Here is a 16,141-nt window from a genome sequence, read left to right as displayed (position 1 = left end):
TCAAAAATCCTCCAGGCGGGCACAAGCTTGATCAACAATGGGTTTGGCTACCGAGAAAGAAAATCTGACATAGGTGGGGCACTGCCCCAGATAGAAGGGCGTCGCGGGCAATGGCATGACCCCGCAACGAACGGCCAGGTGTTGACTGAATTCAACCGGGGACAATGAAGGCGCCCGCCGTGAATAGTCGGCCATGAGGTAATGGCCGCCCGCCGGTAACTGGATATCCAGCCCGGCGGCCATCAGCGCACCTGCCAGGCGATCGCGTTTGTGCTTGTAGTGCTCGCGCAGGCTTTCGAGTCGCCCGATGGTCAACTCATCGAGCAAAACCGCGACGGCTGCCTGTATGGGGGTGGGTTGGCAATAGCTCAGGTACAGGTGATGGGCATAGGCTCGCGCCATGAAGGTTGCCTGCGCGCACAACCAGCCGATCCGGACTCCGGTCATGGACAATAACTTCGAAGCGCTGCCTGCCACCATCATGGGAATCTGTTGATGGGGGTACTGCGTCGGTGCGTCGGTGTCGTACTGATAGTGACGGTAGGCTTCGTCGACAATCACCATGAAGTCATGGTTTTTTGCCAACGCCACCAGATGCTGCCAATCATCGGCGGACATGCACCATCCGGTCGGGTTATGGGGTGTGTTGAGCAGCAAGATGCGAACACCGGCACGCAATTGCTGCTCGAACATTGCCCAGTCAGGCCCCCCTGCCGCCAACGGCAGTGCAACAGACTCCAGCCCCAGCAGTGTGGCCATTCCGGGGTAATAGGGATAAAAGGGTTCAAAGAAGGCGACCTTGCTGCCGTATTGCGAAGACGCTGCGTAGAGGGCCAAGTACAAGGCCTCGGTACAGCCGCTGGTCACCAGCACTTCGCTGTCAGGTGCATAGCCGGCACTGTGGGCCGCAATGCTTTCACGCAAGATCATTTCGCCGCGAGGGTCGGCGTACTGCCAGCCCGACCGGACCTGGTGGGCCAACGCCGCATTCATGGCATTGTCAAACAAGGGTTCAGGAAGTCCTTGCGACAGGTTCAACGCCCCTGAGGATGCCGCATATGCACTGGCATCCCTGAAGGGCGCCACTCGACCAATCAATGTCATATCGTCCATGACTTCCTGTCCCCTTGTACCGATCGGTCAGGCGTGAGTGGCTACTCGGTTGAGTCCTTGCCAGAATCGGGTCAACAAGTTCAATACATCGGCAGCACCCTCCAGGATATTGTTGCCGTTGTCAGTGTCCCGGGCGGCCTCCATGACCGCATCACTGATCCACTGCACATGATCGGTTTCCACCAGCATGTGCAGGTAGAAGTAGGTGAAGTCTTCGTGTTTCCAACCGCTGTAGAGGCGGAAACCTTCGTACAGGTTGGCGATCATCGGAAAACCGAACTCTTCGATGACGTAGTGAGCACCAATGGCGTGCTCCGTCGAACCTTCGAGAAAGATCCGGCGCAGGCCATCGACCAGCTCGCTGGCTTCGGGAATGTATTCAACCTTCTTCCAGTCATCCAGCGTGATGCCGACACCGGCAAGTACACGCTCAAACATGATGAAGTGTGCTTCGCCTACCCCATCGCCCAGCTCAGACACCACCGTGCGCGCCAACTTCATCCGAATCACTTCGCTGTCAGTGCGGTGCGAAGTACCTGCCAGGATCTGGGGGAACGTACGAATGTAATAAAAGTACTGTTGGAACACTTTCTTCAACGTTGCCTTGGGCAGCGGGGCCTGGCGAAACGTTTTGTAGAATGCGTTGGTGTTGATCCCCGAAGCCGTGATCATTCCTTTAATCGAATGGATGATTTGCTCACCCGTCAGATAGCCTTGTTCCATTTGCTGAGCCGGCATAGATCCCCCCAAATACGATAAGGTAGCTTGGGCGACGGCGACGGAATGTCGCTGCGCGTTTCAGATAGTAAACAAGCAATCCATGCAAACAAATTGATAGTTTTAATCGGTGGCGATAACAACAATAGATTTATTTTGAAACGAAAAAAATATAAGAAATATTAACTTTTAAATCAATAGGTTATTTTAATAATAAAAAATATTTGCACAAAAATGGCGCATTATTTATTTTCCGCACTAAATAGATGCATCCAGCTCGCTAAGCTCCAAATAAATCACCCCGCCTTGGAAGTCCTCTATAGTGAACAACCAACCCATTGACATCGCATTAACTATCAAAGCCGAGCGAACCGCGCGCCAATGGTCCATCGGCGAGCTCGCCCAGTTCTCCGGTGTATCGAAGGCAATGATCAGCAAGATTGAAAACGCGCAGGTCAGCCCTACCTCGACGATCCTGGGACGATTGTCGGGGGCTTTTGGTTTGCCCCTGTCCACCCTGCTGCATCGAGCCGAGGGGCGCTCGGGGCTGCTCTCAAAGGCTGCGGAGCAACCACGTTGGGTCGACCCGGAAACCGGCTACGCGCGCCAGCAAGTCTCCCCGCGGGAGGGTTGGCCACTGGAGCTCATCAGCGTGCAACTGCCCCCGGGCGTGCGCATCAGCTACCCCGCCACCGCCTACGCATTCCTTCATCAGCAGGTGTGGACCACGCAAGGCACGCTGACCTTTACCAAGGGCACCACCACTTACGTCCTGGAACAAGGCGACTGTCTGCAATTGGGGCTACCTGAAGAAGCCTGCACGTTCGAAAACGCCACGGCGCATGTTTGCGAGTACGTCATCGCCCTGATTCGCAAATAGCAACCGTCATGAGCAACCGGGCACCGCATACGCGTCCTGGATGACCGCCAGAGGCAGACATCAGAATCTGACATCAAATCGTCATCACTTCGTCGCCGAAATGCCACGGCGCCTGGGTACTGTCCTCGCCAATGAGATCGATCTCAAGCGAGTGATCATGACGGATTTGAAAGAAGTGGCACGTTTGGCAGGGGTTTCGCGAGCAACCGCCGCTCGCACCTTTGCCTCCCCTGAAGTGGTGCGCCCGGCCACCCGCGAGCAGGTGTTCGCCGCCGCGCGCCAACTGGGTTTTCGACCCAATCGCCTTGGCCGTCAACTGCGCTTGCAGGTGACCAAACTGATCGGCGTGGTAGTCCCCAACCTCCTCAACCCGGTGTTCGCCGAACAATTCCAGGCCATGGAGCGTGCTACGCGTTTGCGCGGTTACAACCTGCTCCTGGCAACGACCGACTACAGCAGTGAACGCGAAAGCGTGGTGGTCGAGGAACTGTTGCGCCAGCGCGTCGATGGCCTGGTGCTCACGGTGACCGACGCCGAGAGCAACCGCGTGCTGCAAAGCCTGGATAACGAGGACACGCCCTTTGTGCTGGCCTATCACCAGCCGGGCAACCCGGACTACAGCGCCGTGTCGGTGGACAACCGCGCCGGCATGGCCCTCGCCACCCGTTATCTGCTGGAGGTCGGGCATTGGCGCATTGGCATGGTTGCCGGCCCTGCCCTGCAATCGGACCGCGCTCGCCAGCGCTACGCCGGTTATTGCGACGCCATGCGTGAGGCCGGTCTCGACAGCCTGCCGGTGATTGAAATGCCTGCCCATACCCAAGCCGATTTCGCCGCCATCGAGCCGCTGCTGCAAGGCCCACAGGGGCTCAGTGCGCTGGTTTGCTCCAACGATTTACTCGCCATCAGCCTGATTGCCGAGTTGCGCCGCAACGGCTGGCACGTGCCCCAGCAACTCTCGGTCATTGGCTTTGACGGCATCGCCCTCGGCACCCAGATGCACCCGACGCTGTGCAGCGTCGTTCAGCCCATCGAGGCGCTGGCCTGCACGGTGATCGATCAACTGCTGGCGCAGATCGCCGGCGCCCCCCCGGTTTCCCATTGCCTGCCCTGCCATATCCGGCCGGGCGAAAGTACTCAACCTTACGAGGAGACACTTGATGATCCGCTTGCGTAAAACCCTGGCGACGTTGCTGCTGTGCGGTGTTGCCAGCCTGGCCCAGGCCGCCGAAACGGCGATTTGCTACAACTGCCCGCCGGAATGGGCCGACTGGGGCACTCAGCTCAAGGCGATTGCCGACACCACCGGCGTGCAGGTTCCGCTGGATAACAAGAACTCCGGGCAGGCGTTGGCGCAACTGGTGGCCGAACAGGCCGCTCCAGTGGCGGATGTGGTGTATTACGGCGTGACGTTCGGTTTGCAGGCGCAAAAAGCCGGGGTGGTTGGCACTTATAAACCCAAGGGCTGGGAGCAGATTCCGGCCGGCTTGAAGGACCCGCAAGGACACTGGTTTGCCATTCACTCCGGCACCCTGGGCTTGATGGTCAACGTCGATGCACTGGGCGGCCTGCCTGTGCCGCAAAGCTGGAGCGACCTGCTCAAGCCAGAATACAAAGGCATGGTCGGCTACCTGGATCCGTCCAGCGCGTTCGTCGGCTACGTCTCTGCGGTCGCGATCAACCAGGCCATGGGCGGTAGCCTGGATAACTTCGCCCCGGCTATCGATTACTTTCAGAAACTGGCGAAGAACTCGCCCATCGTGCCCAAGCAAACGGCCTATGCACGCGTGCTGTCCGGCGAGCTGCCGATCCTGGTCGATTACGACTTCAACGCCTATCGCGCCCGTTACAAGGACAAGGCCAACGTTGCTTTTGTGATTCCCAAGGAAGGCAGCATCAGCGTGCCTTACGTGATGAGCATCGTCGACAACGCCCCCCATCGGGCCAACGCCGAGAAGGTCCTGGATTTCGTCCTGTCCGAGCAAGGCCAGGCACTTTGGGCCAAGGCCTACCTGCGGCCGGTACGGGCGATGAAGATGCCTGCCGAGATCGCTGCGCAGTTCCTGCCCGACAGCGATTACGCCCGGGCCGGGGTGGTCAACTACGAGCAAATGGCGGCGGCACAGGAAGCTTTTTCCGCACGCTATCTGCGTGAGGTCAAGTAAGTGACCGCCTCGGTAATAAAAGCCCGGGCAGTCCGCTCGGGCAGGGCCTCGCTGCCGCATTTACGGCTGACCGCGGCCTGGGCCCTGGCGCCTGCCGCGGCGGTGTTGTTCGCGTTCTGGCTGTTGCCGCTGGCGCACCTGATCGTGCTGGGCGGGCAAAGTCGCGAGGGTAGCGAAAGCGGTTACTGGCAAGTGCTGAGCAGCGCGCAATACCTGGGCAGCCTGGCGCAGACCTGCCTGCTTGCCCTCGCCACGACCCTCGCGGCGCTGCTGGTGGGTGGCATCAGCGGGGTTTTCCTCAGTCGCCAGCGCTTCTTCGGTCGTTCACTGCTGGTTGCCTTGTTGACCTTCCCGCTGGCATTCCCCGGTGTGGTCGTCGGGTTCCTGGTGATTCTGCTGGCCGGCCGCCAGGGTTTGTTCGCCAGTCTCGGTCTTGAGCTGGCCGGTGAGCGCTGGATTTTTGCCTACTCGCTGATGGGGCTGTGCATCGGTTACCTGTACTTCTCGATCCCGCGAGTGATCCTCACGGTGATGGCTGCTTGCGAGAGCCTGGATCGCAGTCTGGAAGAAGCCGCTCAATCATTGGGCGCCGGTCATTGGCGGGTGGTCTGTGATGTCATCGTCCCCGGCCTGGCACCGGCACTGGTCTCCTGCGGGGCGATCTGCTTTGCGACTTCCATGGGCGCGTTCGGTACGGCGTTCACCCTGGGTACCCGGCTCAATGTGACCCCGGTGGCGATCTACAACGTGTTCACCAACTACGCCAATTTCGCCGTGGCCGCCGCACTGTCGGTGGTGTTGGGGGCACTGACTTGGGCGGTGCTGCTACTGGCCAGGCGCCTGGCGCACAATGCGAGGACTGTCCTGTGAGGCGCTCAACGCTGTTTGTCGGGCAACTGCTGTTCACCTTGCTGGTCTGCGCCTTCATGTTGGTGCCCGTGCTGATGTCGCTGCTGGCCGGGCTGACCCGCAATTATTTCCAGGGTGTCTCCAGCGGCCTGACGTTCGATTGGCTGGTGCAGGTCTGGCAGGCCTATTCGCCGACGGTCTGGCTATCCCTGCAACTGGCGGTGACCTGTGCGTTGTGCGTCTGCGTGGTCGGTGTACCGGCGGCTTACGCGCTGGTACGGATGAACAACCGCTTCAGCCGCGCGTTCGAGGAGTTGCTGGTGCTGCCGGTGGCAATGCCTGGCCTGGCCAGCGCCTTGGCGTTGCTGCTCACCTATGGCCAGTTCGGCGGATTTCGCGGCAGTTGGTTGTTCATTCTCGTTGGCCACGTGCTGTTCACCCTGCCGTTTCTGGTGCGTCCGGTAATGGCGGTGATGCAACGCCAGCACCTGCCGGTCCTGGAAGAAGCCGCCGCCAGCCTGGGTGCCGGACCGCTACGACGGTTCTTCAGTGTGGTGGTGCCCAACTGCCGGGCGGGGATCCTCGCCGGAGTCTTGATGGTCGTCACGCTGTCGCTGGGCGAGTTCAACCTGACCTGGATGCTGCACACCCCAATGACCAAGACATTGCCGGTGGGCCTGGCTGACAGCTATGCCTCGGCGAGGCTGGAAGTCGCCAGCGCCTACACCCTCATATTCCTGTTGATGATCGTGCCGCTGCTGATTGCGCTGCAGGCCATCAGCGCCCGCCTTTCCCGTGGAGAAAAACGATGAGCGGAACCACCATTCGCCTGGCGGGTTGCCGCAAGGCGTTCGCGGACGGCACCGTGGCCGTGCATGACCTGGACCTGACCATCGACGCCGGAGAAACCCTGGCGATCCTCGGCCCGTCCGGTTGCGGTAAAACCACCACCTTGCGGCTGATTGCCGGGCTTGAGCGCCCGGATGTGGGGCAGGTTTTTTTTGGTGACACCGATGTCACCCGCCTGCCCATCGAACGTCGTGACGTGGGCATGGTGTTCCAGAACTATGCGCTGTTTCCCAACCTGGATGTGGCCGGGAACATCGTCTATGGCTTGAGGATTCGCGGCATGGCGCCCGCCGAACGCAACAAGCGTTGCGCGGAGTTGCTGGAACTGGTCGGTCTGCGGGATCACGGCAAGCGTGGCATTCATGAGTTGTCCGGCGGTCAACGCCAGCGGGTCGCCCTCGCCCGTGCCCTGGCGCCCAAGCCCCGGGTCCTGCTGCTCGATGAACCGTTGGCGGCACTGGACGCGCAGTTGCGTGAACGCTTGCGCAGCGAGTTGGATCAGTTGCTCCGCCATCTGGGCATTACCGCGGTGTTCGTCACCCACGATCAGGGCGAAGCCATGGCCCTGGGCAATCGGATCCTGGTCATGGAGCACGGCCGCGTCGCGCAGTTGGCCAGTCCACGGGACATCTACCAACAACCGGCCAACACTTTCGTCGCCAGTTTTGTCGGCAACCTCAACGCTTTCCCGGTACTTGAGCACATGCCCCTGGGCTTGAAAGTCAGTGGCGGAGAGTTGCCGTGGCGCGGTGGCGGGCTGCCTGCCACCGTCTACTGCCGGCCCGAGCATTTGCGGGTGATGGACAGCGAGGGGCATCTGCGTGGGCGCTTGGTGGGCCAGTTTTTCCAGGGCGCCCAAAGCCGCTTGCTGGTCGACGTCGGCGCCGCCCAACCATTGCTGGTGGACAGCACCGACGGCGTCATCCACACCCCCGGTTCACTGATCGCCTTGGCCGTCGAGCCGCAGGTGCTGTTCACCCTGGCATCGTGATATTCGTGTTTTCAGAGGCCTTATTTTGAATCATCCGTTTCTCATTGCGCAGATCAGCGACCTGCATCTCAAGGCCGGGGAAAAACTGACCTATGGCGTCGTCGATACCCTCGCCGCGTTGCGTCGTGCCGTCAATCATTTGAATTGCCAGGTGCCGCGTCCCGACATTGTGGTAGTCAGCGGCGACCTGGTGGACTTCGGTCGCCCTGACGAATATGCCGTGCTGCACCCCGAACTGGCGCGCCTGCACATGCCTTGCTACCTGGTGCCCGGCAACCATGACAACCGCGAACACTTGCGGGCGGCATTTGCTGATCACCACTACCTGCCAAGCTTGCCCGGCGCCCCCCTGGATTGGGTGGTCGAAGAGTATCCGCTACGCCTGATCGGCCTGGACAGCACGATTCCTGGCGGCCATGGCGGTCAGTTGCTGGACAGCCAATTGCGCTGGCTCGATGAACAATTGGCCTGTCGTCCCGAGGTGCCAACGCTACTGGTCCTGCACCATCCGCCGTTTGTCAGCGGCATTGGTCACATGGACCGCGAACCGTTCATCAATGCCTCGGCGCTGGAACAGGTCATCGCCCGCCATCCGCAGGTGGAACGCTTGCTCTGCGGACATTTGCATCGGCCGATGCAACGGCGCTTCGGCGGTAGCCTGAGCTGCGTCTGCCCCGGCACATCGCATCAAATCGTCCTGGATCTACAACCAACCGCTCCTGCGCATTTCAATCTGGAACCACCGGGATACTTGCTGCATCACTGGCATGGCCAGGGTTTGGTGACCCATAACGGTGTGTTTGGCGAATATCCCGGACCGTATCCGTTTTATGACGCTCATGGATTGATCGACTGATAACCCAGGGACTTTCACTGATAGCACTCTTTGGAGACTTATCCCCTAACCCACTCTATGCATTGAAGATTTTCTAACGAGTCATTTAACGCATCGGCCAATCATGTGATCGGCCGAGCGCTTCCTGCTGCCTTTTCAACATGCCCGGAACAGTGATTCCGCGGCGGAGTTCGCCCTGATGAAAGTTCTATTTAACGTACTGAGTGTTTTAACGGGTGGCGTGACGCTTGTCCTCAGCCCATTGGCGTCGGCTGACTTTATCAACGACAGTAAAGCCAACTTGAACTTGCGCAACTTCTACTTCAACAACGATAACCGTGACGGAGCCGCCGCGCCTTCGAAGACCGAAGAGTGGGGCCAGGCCTTCATGCTCAATTATCAATCCGGTTTTACCGACGGCACCGTCGGCTTCGGCCTGGACGCCATGGGCCTGCTGGGTTTGAAGCTCGACAGTGGCGCGGGCCGACATGTCGGTGGCTCGATGTTCCCCAACGACGGTGATAAGGCGGCGGATCAATGGGCCCGCCTCGGTGCGACGGCGAAGATGCGCGTCTCCAAGACCGAACTGCGCTACGGCACCTTGCAACCGAAACTGCCGATCCTGGTTTCCAACGATGGCCGCCTGCTACCGCAAACCTTCGAGGGTGGCCAGGTCACCAGCAATGACATCGACAACCTGACCTTCACCGCCGGCCAACTGGAACACGCCACTGGCCGGGCTTCCAGCGACAGCGCCGGTCTGGCCGTGGCGGGCGGCAGCCAGGAAAGCAACAAATTCACCTTCGCCGGTGGCGATTACAAACTGACCAAGGATCTGACCGCCCAGTATTACTACGCCAATCTCGAAGACTATTACCAGCAGCACTTCGCCGGTTTGCTGCATGTGTTGCCGCTGGGTGAATACGGCTCACTGAAGACCGACTTGCGTTACTTCAAGACCACCTCCGATGGCAAGAACAGCAGCGCGGCTGGTCGCGCCAGTGGTTACAAACTTGGCGGCTATACCAAGGACGGTAGCGGTGAAATCGACAACGATACCTGGAGCGCGGCGTTCATCTACTCATTGGGCGGCCACGCCATTACTGCCGGTTATCAAAGCGTTTCCGAAGACAGCAACTTTACGCAACTGAATCAAGGCGGCCTGGTGGGTAAAGGCGAAGGCGGCGCCAGTCTGTATCTCTACACCGACCGCACCATCCAGACATTCATCCAGGCCGGCGAACGCACGGCATTCGCCCAGTATGCCTATGACTTCGCAGCGCTTGGCGTTCCGGGTTTGAAGGCCTCGGTGATGTACCTCAAGGGCGACAATATCCAGACCACCAGCGGCAATGACGCCAGTGAATGGGAACGTGACATCTCCCTGGATTATGTGATTCAGAGCGGCGCATTGAAGAACGTCGGTTTCGGCTGGCGCAACGGCATGTCGCGAAGCGATATTGCCCGCGACCAGGATCAGAATCGGCTGATTGTGAGCTATAGCATTCCATTGATGTAACCGTGCAGAAGGAAGGAGCCGGCAGTACGCCCGCTGCGGCTCCTTTCCTTCTACCCTTGCTGCGCTGAAACAACCGCGCGCACCTTCATGGGGCGTGGCGATTCGCATGATCAGGCAATAATCAGCCCGGATCGTGCAATCGGTCGCCAACATTGCTTTCTATAGTTAACCAGAGCCAAACCATCTGGAGCTGGTACCCCTATGAGCGCCCTCAATATCAACGGCCGTGAATACACGGTTGACGTAGACCCAAGCACCCCGATTCTTTGGACCCTGCGCGACACGCTGGGCATGACCGGCACCAAGTTCGGCTGCGGCGCGGCGCTGTGTGGTGCCTGCACCGTTCATCTGGATGGCCAGGCCATTCGCTCCTGCGTAACGCCCATCGCCGCCGCTCAAGGCAAGAAAATCACCACCATCGAAGCGGCAACCAATGGCAGCGACCCGGTCGGCACTGCCGTGCATGAGGCCTGGGTCAAGCACGACGTGGCGCAGTGCGGTTACTGCCAGAGCGGGCAGATCATGAGCGCCACGGCGTTCCTCAAGGCCCAGCCCAAGGGCAAGCAACCCACAGTCGCCGAGATCGACTCGGCCATGGCCGGCAACATCTGCCGCTGTGGCACCTACGCCCGTATCCGCGCCGCGGTGGCGGATGCCGCCAAAGCCCTTGCCTGATCGGAGCCCACCATGCTGAACGAAATTTTCCCCAATGAGCTGCCTCGCGCCCTGCAGCACAGCCTGGAGCGCGATCAGGCCGATGGCCCCGCCACCCTTCCCCGTCGCAGCTTCCTCAAGATTGTCGGCATTGGCGGCCTGGCCCTCGGCGCTTTTCCTCACCTGGCCCTGGCCCAGGAGGCCAACGGCTCAGCCGCAACGCCGCTGAAACCGACTCAGCAGCCCTCCGCATTCGTGCAGATCGCCCCTGACGGCGTGGTGACGGTGACCCTCAACCGCCTGGAGTTCGGCCAGGGCGTACAGACCAGCCTGCCGATGATCCTCGCCGAAGAACTCGATGCCGACTGGAGCCTGGTGCGCAGTCGCAACGGCAACAGCGACGCCGCCTACCTGGATCCGAATCTAGGTATTCACCTCACCGGCGGTTCCAGTTCAATCAAGAACAGCTATACCCAATACCGCGAACTGGGCGCCCGTGCTCGCGGCATGTTGCTCGCAGCGGCAGCCGCGCGTTGGAACGTGGATGTGGCAAGCCTGAGCACCCAAGCCGGCACGGTGTTCGGCCCGGGGGGCCGTAAAGCGAGCTACGGCGAACTGGCCGAAGCCGCGATGGCAATGCCGGTGCCGGAAAAGGTCACGCTCAAGGATCCCAAGGACTTCCGAATCATCGGCCAGGCCACCACGCGCATCGATGCCAAGGCCAAGAGCAGCGGCCAGCAGGATTTCGGCATCGATATGCATCTGCCGGGGCAACTCACCGCGGTGGTGGCGCGTCCGCCAGTGTTCGGCGCCAGGATTGCCTCTTTGGACGACAGCGCGGCACGGGCAACCAAAGGGGTAAAAGCCGTGTTTCGGGTGCCGCTGGACCGAGGCGCCGAAGGCGTTGCGGTGGTGGCGGACGGTTATTGGCAAGCAAAGCTGGCGCGCGATGCGCTGAAGCTGGAATGGGACCTGGCCAACGTCGAGAAAGTGGACAGTGAAAAACAACTGATCCAATACCGCGAGCTGGCCACTCAACCCGGGCCACGACAGTTCGACGCTGACATGACACCGCTTGCCAGCGCGCCGCATCAGTTGCAGGCCGAGTTTGTGTTCCCTTACCTCGCCCACGCGCCCATGGAGCCGTTGAACTGCACCGTGCAACTTGCCCAGGGCCGTGCCCAGTTGTGGGTCGGCACGCAGTTTCCCGGCGGTGATGGCGCGGCGGCGGCACGGGTCCTGAATCTGCAACCCGAACAAGTCCAGGTCAATGTGCAGACGGCGGGCGGCGGTTTCGGCCGGCGTGGCGTGCCCACCAACGATTTCGTCGTGCTGGCTTGCGAGGTGGCCAAGGCCGCGCACGCCGCCGGGCTTGATGTACCGATCCGCACGCTCTGGAGCCGTGAGGACGATATCAAGGGCGGCTACTATCGCCCCATGCACCTGCACCGTGCGCACATCGGTTTTGACGACAGCGGCAAGGTGCTGGCCTGGGACCATGCCCTGGTCGGGCAGTCCATCGTCAGTGGCACTCCGTTCGAAGGAATGATCAAGAACGGCATCGATGCGACTGCAACAGAGGGCATGCGTAATCCTTATCCGCTGCCGATGCGCCTGACAGTCCATCACCCCAAACTCAACGTCCCCGTATTGTGGTGGCGCAGCGTGGGCTCCACCCATACGGCTTTTGTGATGGAAACCCTGATCGACGAGATCGCCCGCACCACCAAGCAGGATCCGGTGGCTTACCGGATGAAGCTGTTTGGCGACGAGAACCCGCGCCATCGCGCTGCGCTGCAACTGGCCGTGGACAAGAGCGAATACGGTAAACGTCAGCTAGCGGCGGGCCGCGCCTGGGGCGTGGCGGTCCACGAGTCGTTCAGTTCGGTGGTGGCCTACGTCGTCGAGGCCTCGGTAAAGGACGGGCGTCCGGTGCTGCACAACGTGACTGCCGGCGTGCACTGCAATCTGGTCGTCAACCCACGCAGCATCGAGGCCCAGGTACAAGGCGCGGCGCTGATGGGACTGTCGATGTGCCTGCCTGGTGGCGCCGTCACCCTGAAGGATGGTGTGGTGCAGCAAAGCAATTTCGCTGACTTCAGCGTGCCGCGCATCACCGACATGCCGGAGTTTGCCGTTCACATCGTGCCTAGCGCCGAACCGCCTACGGGAATGGGCGAACCCGGCCTGCCGGCGCTGGCTCCTGCTTTTGCCAACGCCGTGGCGAGCCTGACAGGTAAACCGTTGCGTGAGTTGCCGTTCAAGTTAGCATGACAGGCGTGTGAGGCTGTCTGGTCGCAATGCCAGACAAGCCTCACGATCACAAACGAATCCGCTTGATATCCCGCTGCGGTGGAGCCCCAAACAGGCGGCTGTACTCACGACTGAACTGCGAGGCACTTTCATAGCCAACCAGCCCTCCTGCACTGCTCGCGTCGACGTTCTGGCTCAACATCAACTGCCGAGCGGCTTGTAGCCGCAATTGCTTCTGGTATTGCAACGGACTCATTCCGGTCACGGAGCGAAAATGCTGGCGAAACGTAGAAGGACTCATGTGGGCTTGTGCCGCCAGATCGTCCATGCGCAACGCCTGGCGAAAATTCAGTTTCAGCCAGGCGACCGTCTTGGCGATGTGCTGGCTGGGTGAACCGGCAGCGATCACATGCAGCAACTGCGGCGCGTGGGCACCGCTCAACAGGCGAGCGACAATCTCTTCCTTGATCAGCGGAGCCACCGTATCGAGCAGTAACGGTTCCTCCAGCAGGTCTATCAAGCGTCGCAGGGCGTGCAGCACCCCGGCATCCAGTGCCTGTACGGTAATCGGTCGAAACGCGTCGTCTCTCATGCGTTGTGACAACTGCATGCGCTCGGCCACCTGCATCACCATCGTGCTGTCGAATCGCAGCATCATGCCCAGGAATGGCTTGGCAATGCTGGCTTGGGAGACATGGGAAATGACCGGCAGATCCACGCAGGTCACCATGGATTGGCCGGGCGCGTAGGTCAGTATCTCGTCCCCGATCATGGCTTGCTTGCGACCTTGCAAGGTCACGCCGATCCCCAGGCCGTAGATGCAATGCATCGGCGCGGTGATTGCTTTGCGCCGATGCAGGCTCAAGCCGGCAATGGCGGTGATCTGGTCGCCATCGCTTGGCACAAGCTGGCTGACCGAACCGGCCAGGCGACTGATGTCGCTGACAACCTGGTCGCTTTTGAAATCGCTGTGCACACTTCACTCCTTCAAACATCGGGCTCACGACTTGTGGTGATGGCGAACACTGTTCGGCATCACCGCAAGTCGTTGATCAATATGGACGCAAGTATGCTGGGTTGGCGATTCTAATCGCTTGCCTGATTGGCGTAATTTCTTGCACGATTCAACGAGCCATAACCGACACCAACCACACCAGGCCAGTTATGACAAGATGTTTCAATGAGCCAGGGATGCACAAAGTGATGGCTTGGATCGAAAACTAAAGACCCTGGAAGATGTAGCCGGTTGAACGTTGATCATCCAACGCGACACCTGCTTGCAGCAGTCGTTGGGCCAGGGCCGGCGTTTCGACCCGCACTTTCCAATCCAGGCCTTTCGGTGCCACGGGGGCGCGGTCGTAACGAATGATCGCTTCCGCCAACTGCTCTCGATCAGGCAAGTACACCGCCAATGCGTTGCCCTTCCAGGCAGCGACGTTCATGCCCATCGCTTCACACAGCGCAATCTTGGCCTGGGCATCGTCCCTGTCCGCCTGGCGGGAGCGTTCGATCTGATCAGCCAGGATCGGATCGACGACGCGGTCGGTAAACAGAACCTCGCCCGCCTCCCAGACCTCAGGAGGACAGACCTTGTCGGCTGGACGCAAGGCAATGAGCGGATTGATTTCCATCGGGTAGATTCGACAGACCAACGGCCGCTCTTCATAGATACCGCAACGCCCATCGTCACCAAGGTTGCGGCACTGCGTCAGCGCATTGCCCGCCAGTACCGCAACGACTCGAATCTGGGCATCGCCACTGGTGACAGCCACGGCCCGTTGAGCGCTGTGGGCGAATTGTCGAGGCTCTGAAGACCAAGTCGTCTCATCGAATGCCTCCAGTACGACCGCCACCTCATGTCCGCGTTGTAACCACTGTCTTGCTTCGTCCAATGTCAGTGGAATCAGCCGCCCCTTGCAGCAGATCCCGCAGCCGTTGCAGGCAAAGCGGATCGTGTCGTTTTCCATATCAAGCACTCATACACATGTTTTCGAACGCCTACAGAAGCCCCCGCCACTCGGATACACGCGTGGCAGGGCCTCAGGGCCGCGAGAGTATGTGGAGCGAAACGCCAATCCGTTTGCCGGATCCGCCGGCATAGTTGCCTGATCCAAGGTGATTCCAGGTCTCAGACAAATCGAAACCCTGCGATTTGGGCCGATGAACATCAGGAGTCGTTATTACCGTAGGATGCTGCTCCCTGGGCTAGCGCAGATGATCAGCATCAATCACAGCCTGGGCGAACGCCTGCGGCGCCTCTTGCGGCAGGTTGTGACCGATGCCGCCCTCGATCAAACGATGCTCGTATTTGCCGGTGAATCGCTTGGCATAGGCCTCGGCCGGTGGGTGCGGCGCACCGTTGGCGTCACCCTCCAGAGTGATGGTTGGCACGTTGATGGACGGAAAGGTCGCGAGTTTCTTCTCCAGCTTGTCGTACTTGGCCTCGCCCTTGACCAGACCCAGGCGCCAGCGATAGTTGAAGATCGAGACGGCGACATGATCGGGGTTCTGCAAAGCTGCGGCGCTGCGGTCATAAGTCGCGTCATCGAAGTTCCACTTTGGTGACGCCAGTTTCCAGATCAGCTTGGCGAAGTCGTGGGTGTTCTTTTCATAGCCCAAGCGACCACGTTCTGTCGCAAAGTAGAACTGGTACCACCACTGCAACTCGGCGGCCGGCGGCAGCGGTGTCTTGCCGGCTTCCTGACTGCCGATCAGGTAGCCACTGACCGCCACCAGGGCTTTCACTCGTTCCGGCCACAGGGCCGCGACGATGTCGGCGGTACGGGCACCCCAGTCGTAGCCGCCGAGCACGGCCTGCTTGATGTTCAGTGCGTCCATGAAGTCGATGAGATCGCTCGCCAGCGCAGAAGGTTGGCCGTTGCGCACGGTCTTGGCCGACAGGAAGCGTGTGTCGCCGTAGCCGCGGGTATAGGGGATCAGCACGCGATAGCCCTTCTCGGCCAAAGCCGGAGCGACATCGGCGTAGCTGTGAATGTCATAGGGCCAACCGTGCAGCAGGATGACCACCGGCCCATCGGCAGGACCGACCTCGGCATAGGAAACGTCCAGCAGGCCAGCCTTGACGTGTTTCAACGGGCCGAAAGATGTGTGGCTGCCCGGCGTGATGGTGCCGATGGTGCTGGCCGGTACGTCGGCAGCGCTGGCCTGTGACGAGGCAAGTCCCAAGGTACCCAATTGCATCATGGCGAGTACCAGGATGGAGGGCGCGAGCAGGCGGCGGCGTGGTGCAGAAGTGTGGTGCGTCAGAGTCGTGTCCATGGCGGATTTCCTTGCGAACGGCGGGTGAGCCCGTGAG

At 60.4% G+C, this 16,141-nt stretch carries 15 protein-coding genes; 10 read left to right on the top strand and 5 right to left on the bottom strand.

From position 1 onward, the window contains the following. Both DTP52_RS15215 and DTP52_RS15210 read right to left on the bottom strand, forming a co-directional pair. Nucleotides 1-1,104, bottom strand: coding sequence for a pyridoxal phosphate-dependent aminotransferase (locus DTP52_RS15215; protein ID WP_256594259.1), 1,104 nt, complete (start codon nt 1,102-1,104; stop codon nt 1-3). Nucleotides 1,105-1,140: 36 nt separating this feature from the next. Further along, complete coding sequence (locus DTP52_RS15210) at nt 1,141-1,851, bottom strand: iron-containing redox enzyme family protein (protein ID WP_109754084.1); 711 nt, start codon at nt 1,849-1,851, stop codon at nt 1,141-1,143. A 301-nt stretch (nt 1,852-2,152) separates the two neighbouring features. Between DTP52_RS15210 and DTP52_RS15205 the strand changes: the two genes are divergently transcribed. The 10 genes from DTP52_RS15205 (at nt 2,153) to DTP52_RS15160 (ending at nt 12,846) form a co-directional block, all read left to right on the top strand. Further along, the gene (locus DTP52_RS15205) at nt 2,153-2,710 is read left to right on the top strand and encodes a helix-turn-helix domain-containing protein (RefSeq protein WP_109754083.1); all 558 of its coding nucleotides are present in this window, start codon (nt 2,153-2,155) and stop codon (nt 2,708-2,710) included. 157 nt (nt 2,711-2,867) lie between these two features. Then, complete coding sequence (locus tag DTP52_RS15200) at nt 2,868-3,887, top strand: LacI family DNA-binding transcriptional regulator (protein ID WP_109754274.1); 1,020 nt, start codon at nt 2,868-2,870, stop codon at nt 3,885-3,887. Next, the gene (locus DTP52_RS15195; RefSeq protein WP_109754082.1) at nt 3,871-4,875 is read left to right on the top strand and encodes an ABC transporter substrate-binding protein; all 1,005 of its coding nucleotides are present in this window, start codon (nt 3,871-3,873) and stop codon (nt 4,873-4,875) included. The genes DTP52_RS15200 and DTP52_RS15195 overlap by 17 nt, the downstream gene beginning before the upstream one ends. Before the next feature lie 51 nt (nt 4,876-4,926). Then, nucleotides 4,927-5,745 (top strand): iron ABC transporter permease, encoded by an 819-nt coding sequence (locus DTP52_RS15190; protein ID WP_162893906.1) that lies wholly within the window; start codon nt 4,927-4,929, stop codon nt 5,743-5,745. Beyond that, complete coding sequence (locus DTP52_RS15185; RefSeq protein ID WP_109754080.1) at nt 5,742-6,536, top strand: ABC transporter permease; 795 nt, start codon at nt 5,742-5,744, stop codon at nt 6,534-6,536. The genes DTP52_RS15190 and DTP52_RS15185 overlap by 4 nt, the downstream gene beginning before the upstream one ends. Then, nucleotides 6,533-7,564 carry an ABC transporter ATP-binding protein gene (locus DTP52_RS15180; protein WP_109754079.1) on the top strand — a complete coding sequence of 344 codons (1,032 nt, stop codon included), beginning with the start codon at nt 6,533-6,535 and terminating at the stop codon, nt 7,562-7,564. The genes DTP52_RS15185 and DTP52_RS15180 overlap by 4 nt, the downstream gene beginning before the upstream one ends. A gap of 25 nt (nt 7,565-7,589) precedes the next feature. Beyond that, nucleotides 7,590-8,420 (top strand): phosphodiesterase, encoded by an 831-nt coding sequence (locus DTP52_RS15175; protein WP_109754078.1) that lies wholly within the window; start codon nt 7,590-7,592, stop codon nt 8,418-8,420. 178 nt (nt 8,421-8,598) lie between these two features. Beyond that, nucleotides 8,599-9,918: an OprD family porin gene (locus tag DTP52_RS15170; protein WP_109754077.1), complete on the top strand. Its 1,320-nt coding sequence runs from the start codon at nt 8,599-8,601 to the stop codon at nt 9,916-9,918. 201 nt (nt 9,919-10,119) lie between these two features. Continuing rightward, on the top strand, nt 10,120-10,593 hold the full coding sequence (locus DTP52_RS15165; RefSeq protein ID WP_109754076.1) for a (2Fe-2S)-binding protein: 474 nt from the start codon (nt 10,120-10,122) through the stop codon (nt 10,591-10,593). A 12-nt stretch (nt 10,594-10,605) separates the two neighbouring features. After that, nucleotides 10,606-12,846 (top strand): xanthine dehydrogenase family protein molybdopterin-binding subunit, encoded by a 2,241-nt coding sequence (locus DTP52_RS15160; RefSeq protein ID WP_109754075.1) that lies wholly within the window; start codon nt 10,606-10,608, stop codon nt 12,844-12,846. Nucleotides 12,847-12,892: 46 nt separating this feature from the next. Here the strand turns inward: DTP52_RS15160 and DTP52_RS15155 are convergent, their stop codons facing one another. The 3 genes from DTP52_RS15155 to DTP52_RS15145 form a co-directional block, all read right to left on the bottom strand. Next, entirely contained in the window at nt 12,893-13,801 is a 909-nt protein-coding gene (locus tag DTP52_RS15155; RefSeq protein ID WP_109754074.1) for an AraC family transcriptional regulator, read from the bottom strand. A 244-nt stretch (nt 13,802-14,045) separates the two neighbouring features. Continuing rightward, a complete protein-coding gene (locus tag DTP52_RS15150; RefSeq protein ID WP_109754073.1) occupies nt 14,046-14,792 on the bottom strand; it encodes a YkgJ family cysteine cluster protein in 747 nt (248 codons plus the stop codon). A 238-nt stretch (nt 14,793-15,030) separates the two neighbouring features. Continuing rightward, nucleotides 15,031-16,104, bottom strand: a complete 1,074-nt coding sequence (locus tag DTP52_RS15145) for an alpha/beta fold hydrolase (protein ID WP_109754072.1) — start codon at nt 16,102-16,104, stop codon at nt 15,031-15,033. Nucleotides 16,105-16,141 lie beyond the last annotated feature (37 nt).

The sequence above is a fragment of the Pseudomonas sp. 43mfcvi1.1 genome, from assembly GCF_900115935.1.
Lineage (GTDB): Bacteria > Pseudomonadota > Gammaproteobacteria > Pseudomonadales > Pseudomonadaceae > Aquipseudomonas > Aquipseudomonas bijieensis.
The sequence above is the reverse complement of the archived record's forward strand: the minus strand, read 5'-3'. Positions and strand labels throughout refer to the sequence as shown.

Excerpts from the sequence above, each read along its gene's own strand:
- DTP52_RS15215 (WP_256594259.1), bottom strand. The coding sequence starts at position 1,104 with ATGACATTGATTGGTCGAGTGGCGCCCTTCAGGGATGCCAGTGCATAT.
- DTP52_RS15210 (WP_109754084.1), bottom strand. The coding sequence starts at position 1,851 with ATGCCGGCTCAGCAAATGGAACAAGGCTATCTGACGGGTGAGCAAATC.
- DTP52_RS15200 (WP_109754274.1), top strand. The coding sequence starts at position 2,868 with ATGACGGATTTGAAAGAAGTGGCACGTTTGGCAGGGGTTTCGCGAGCA.
- DTP52_RS15195 (WP_109754082.1), top strand. The coding sequence starts at position 3,871 with ATGATCCGCTTGCGTAAAACCCTGGCGACGTTGCTGCTGTGCGGTGTT.
- DTP52_RS15180 (WP_109754079.1), top strand. The coding sequence starts at position 6,533 with ATGAGCGGAACCACCATTCGCCTGGCGGGTTGCCGCAAGGCGTTCGCG.
- DTP52_RS15170 (WP_109754077.1), top strand. The coding sequence starts at position 8,599 with ATGAAAGTTCTATTTAACGTACTGAGTGTTTTAACGGGTGGCGTGACG.
- DTP52_RS15165 (WP_109754076.1), top strand. The coding sequence starts at position 10,120 with ATGAGCGCCCTCAATATCAACGGCCGTGAATACACGGTTGACGTAGAC.
- DTP52_RS15160 (WP_109754075.1), top strand. The coding sequence starts at position 10,606 with ATGCTGAACGAAATTTTCCCCAATGAGCTGCCTCGCGCCCTGCAGCAC.
- DTP52_RS15150 (WP_109754073.1), bottom strand. The coding sequence starts at position 14,792 with ATGGAAAACGACACGATCCGCTTTGCCTGCAACGGCTGCGGGATCTGC.
- DTP52_RS15145 (WP_109754072.1), bottom strand. The coding sequence starts at position 16,104 with ATGGACACGACTCTGACGCACCACACTTCTGCACCACGCCGCCGCCTG.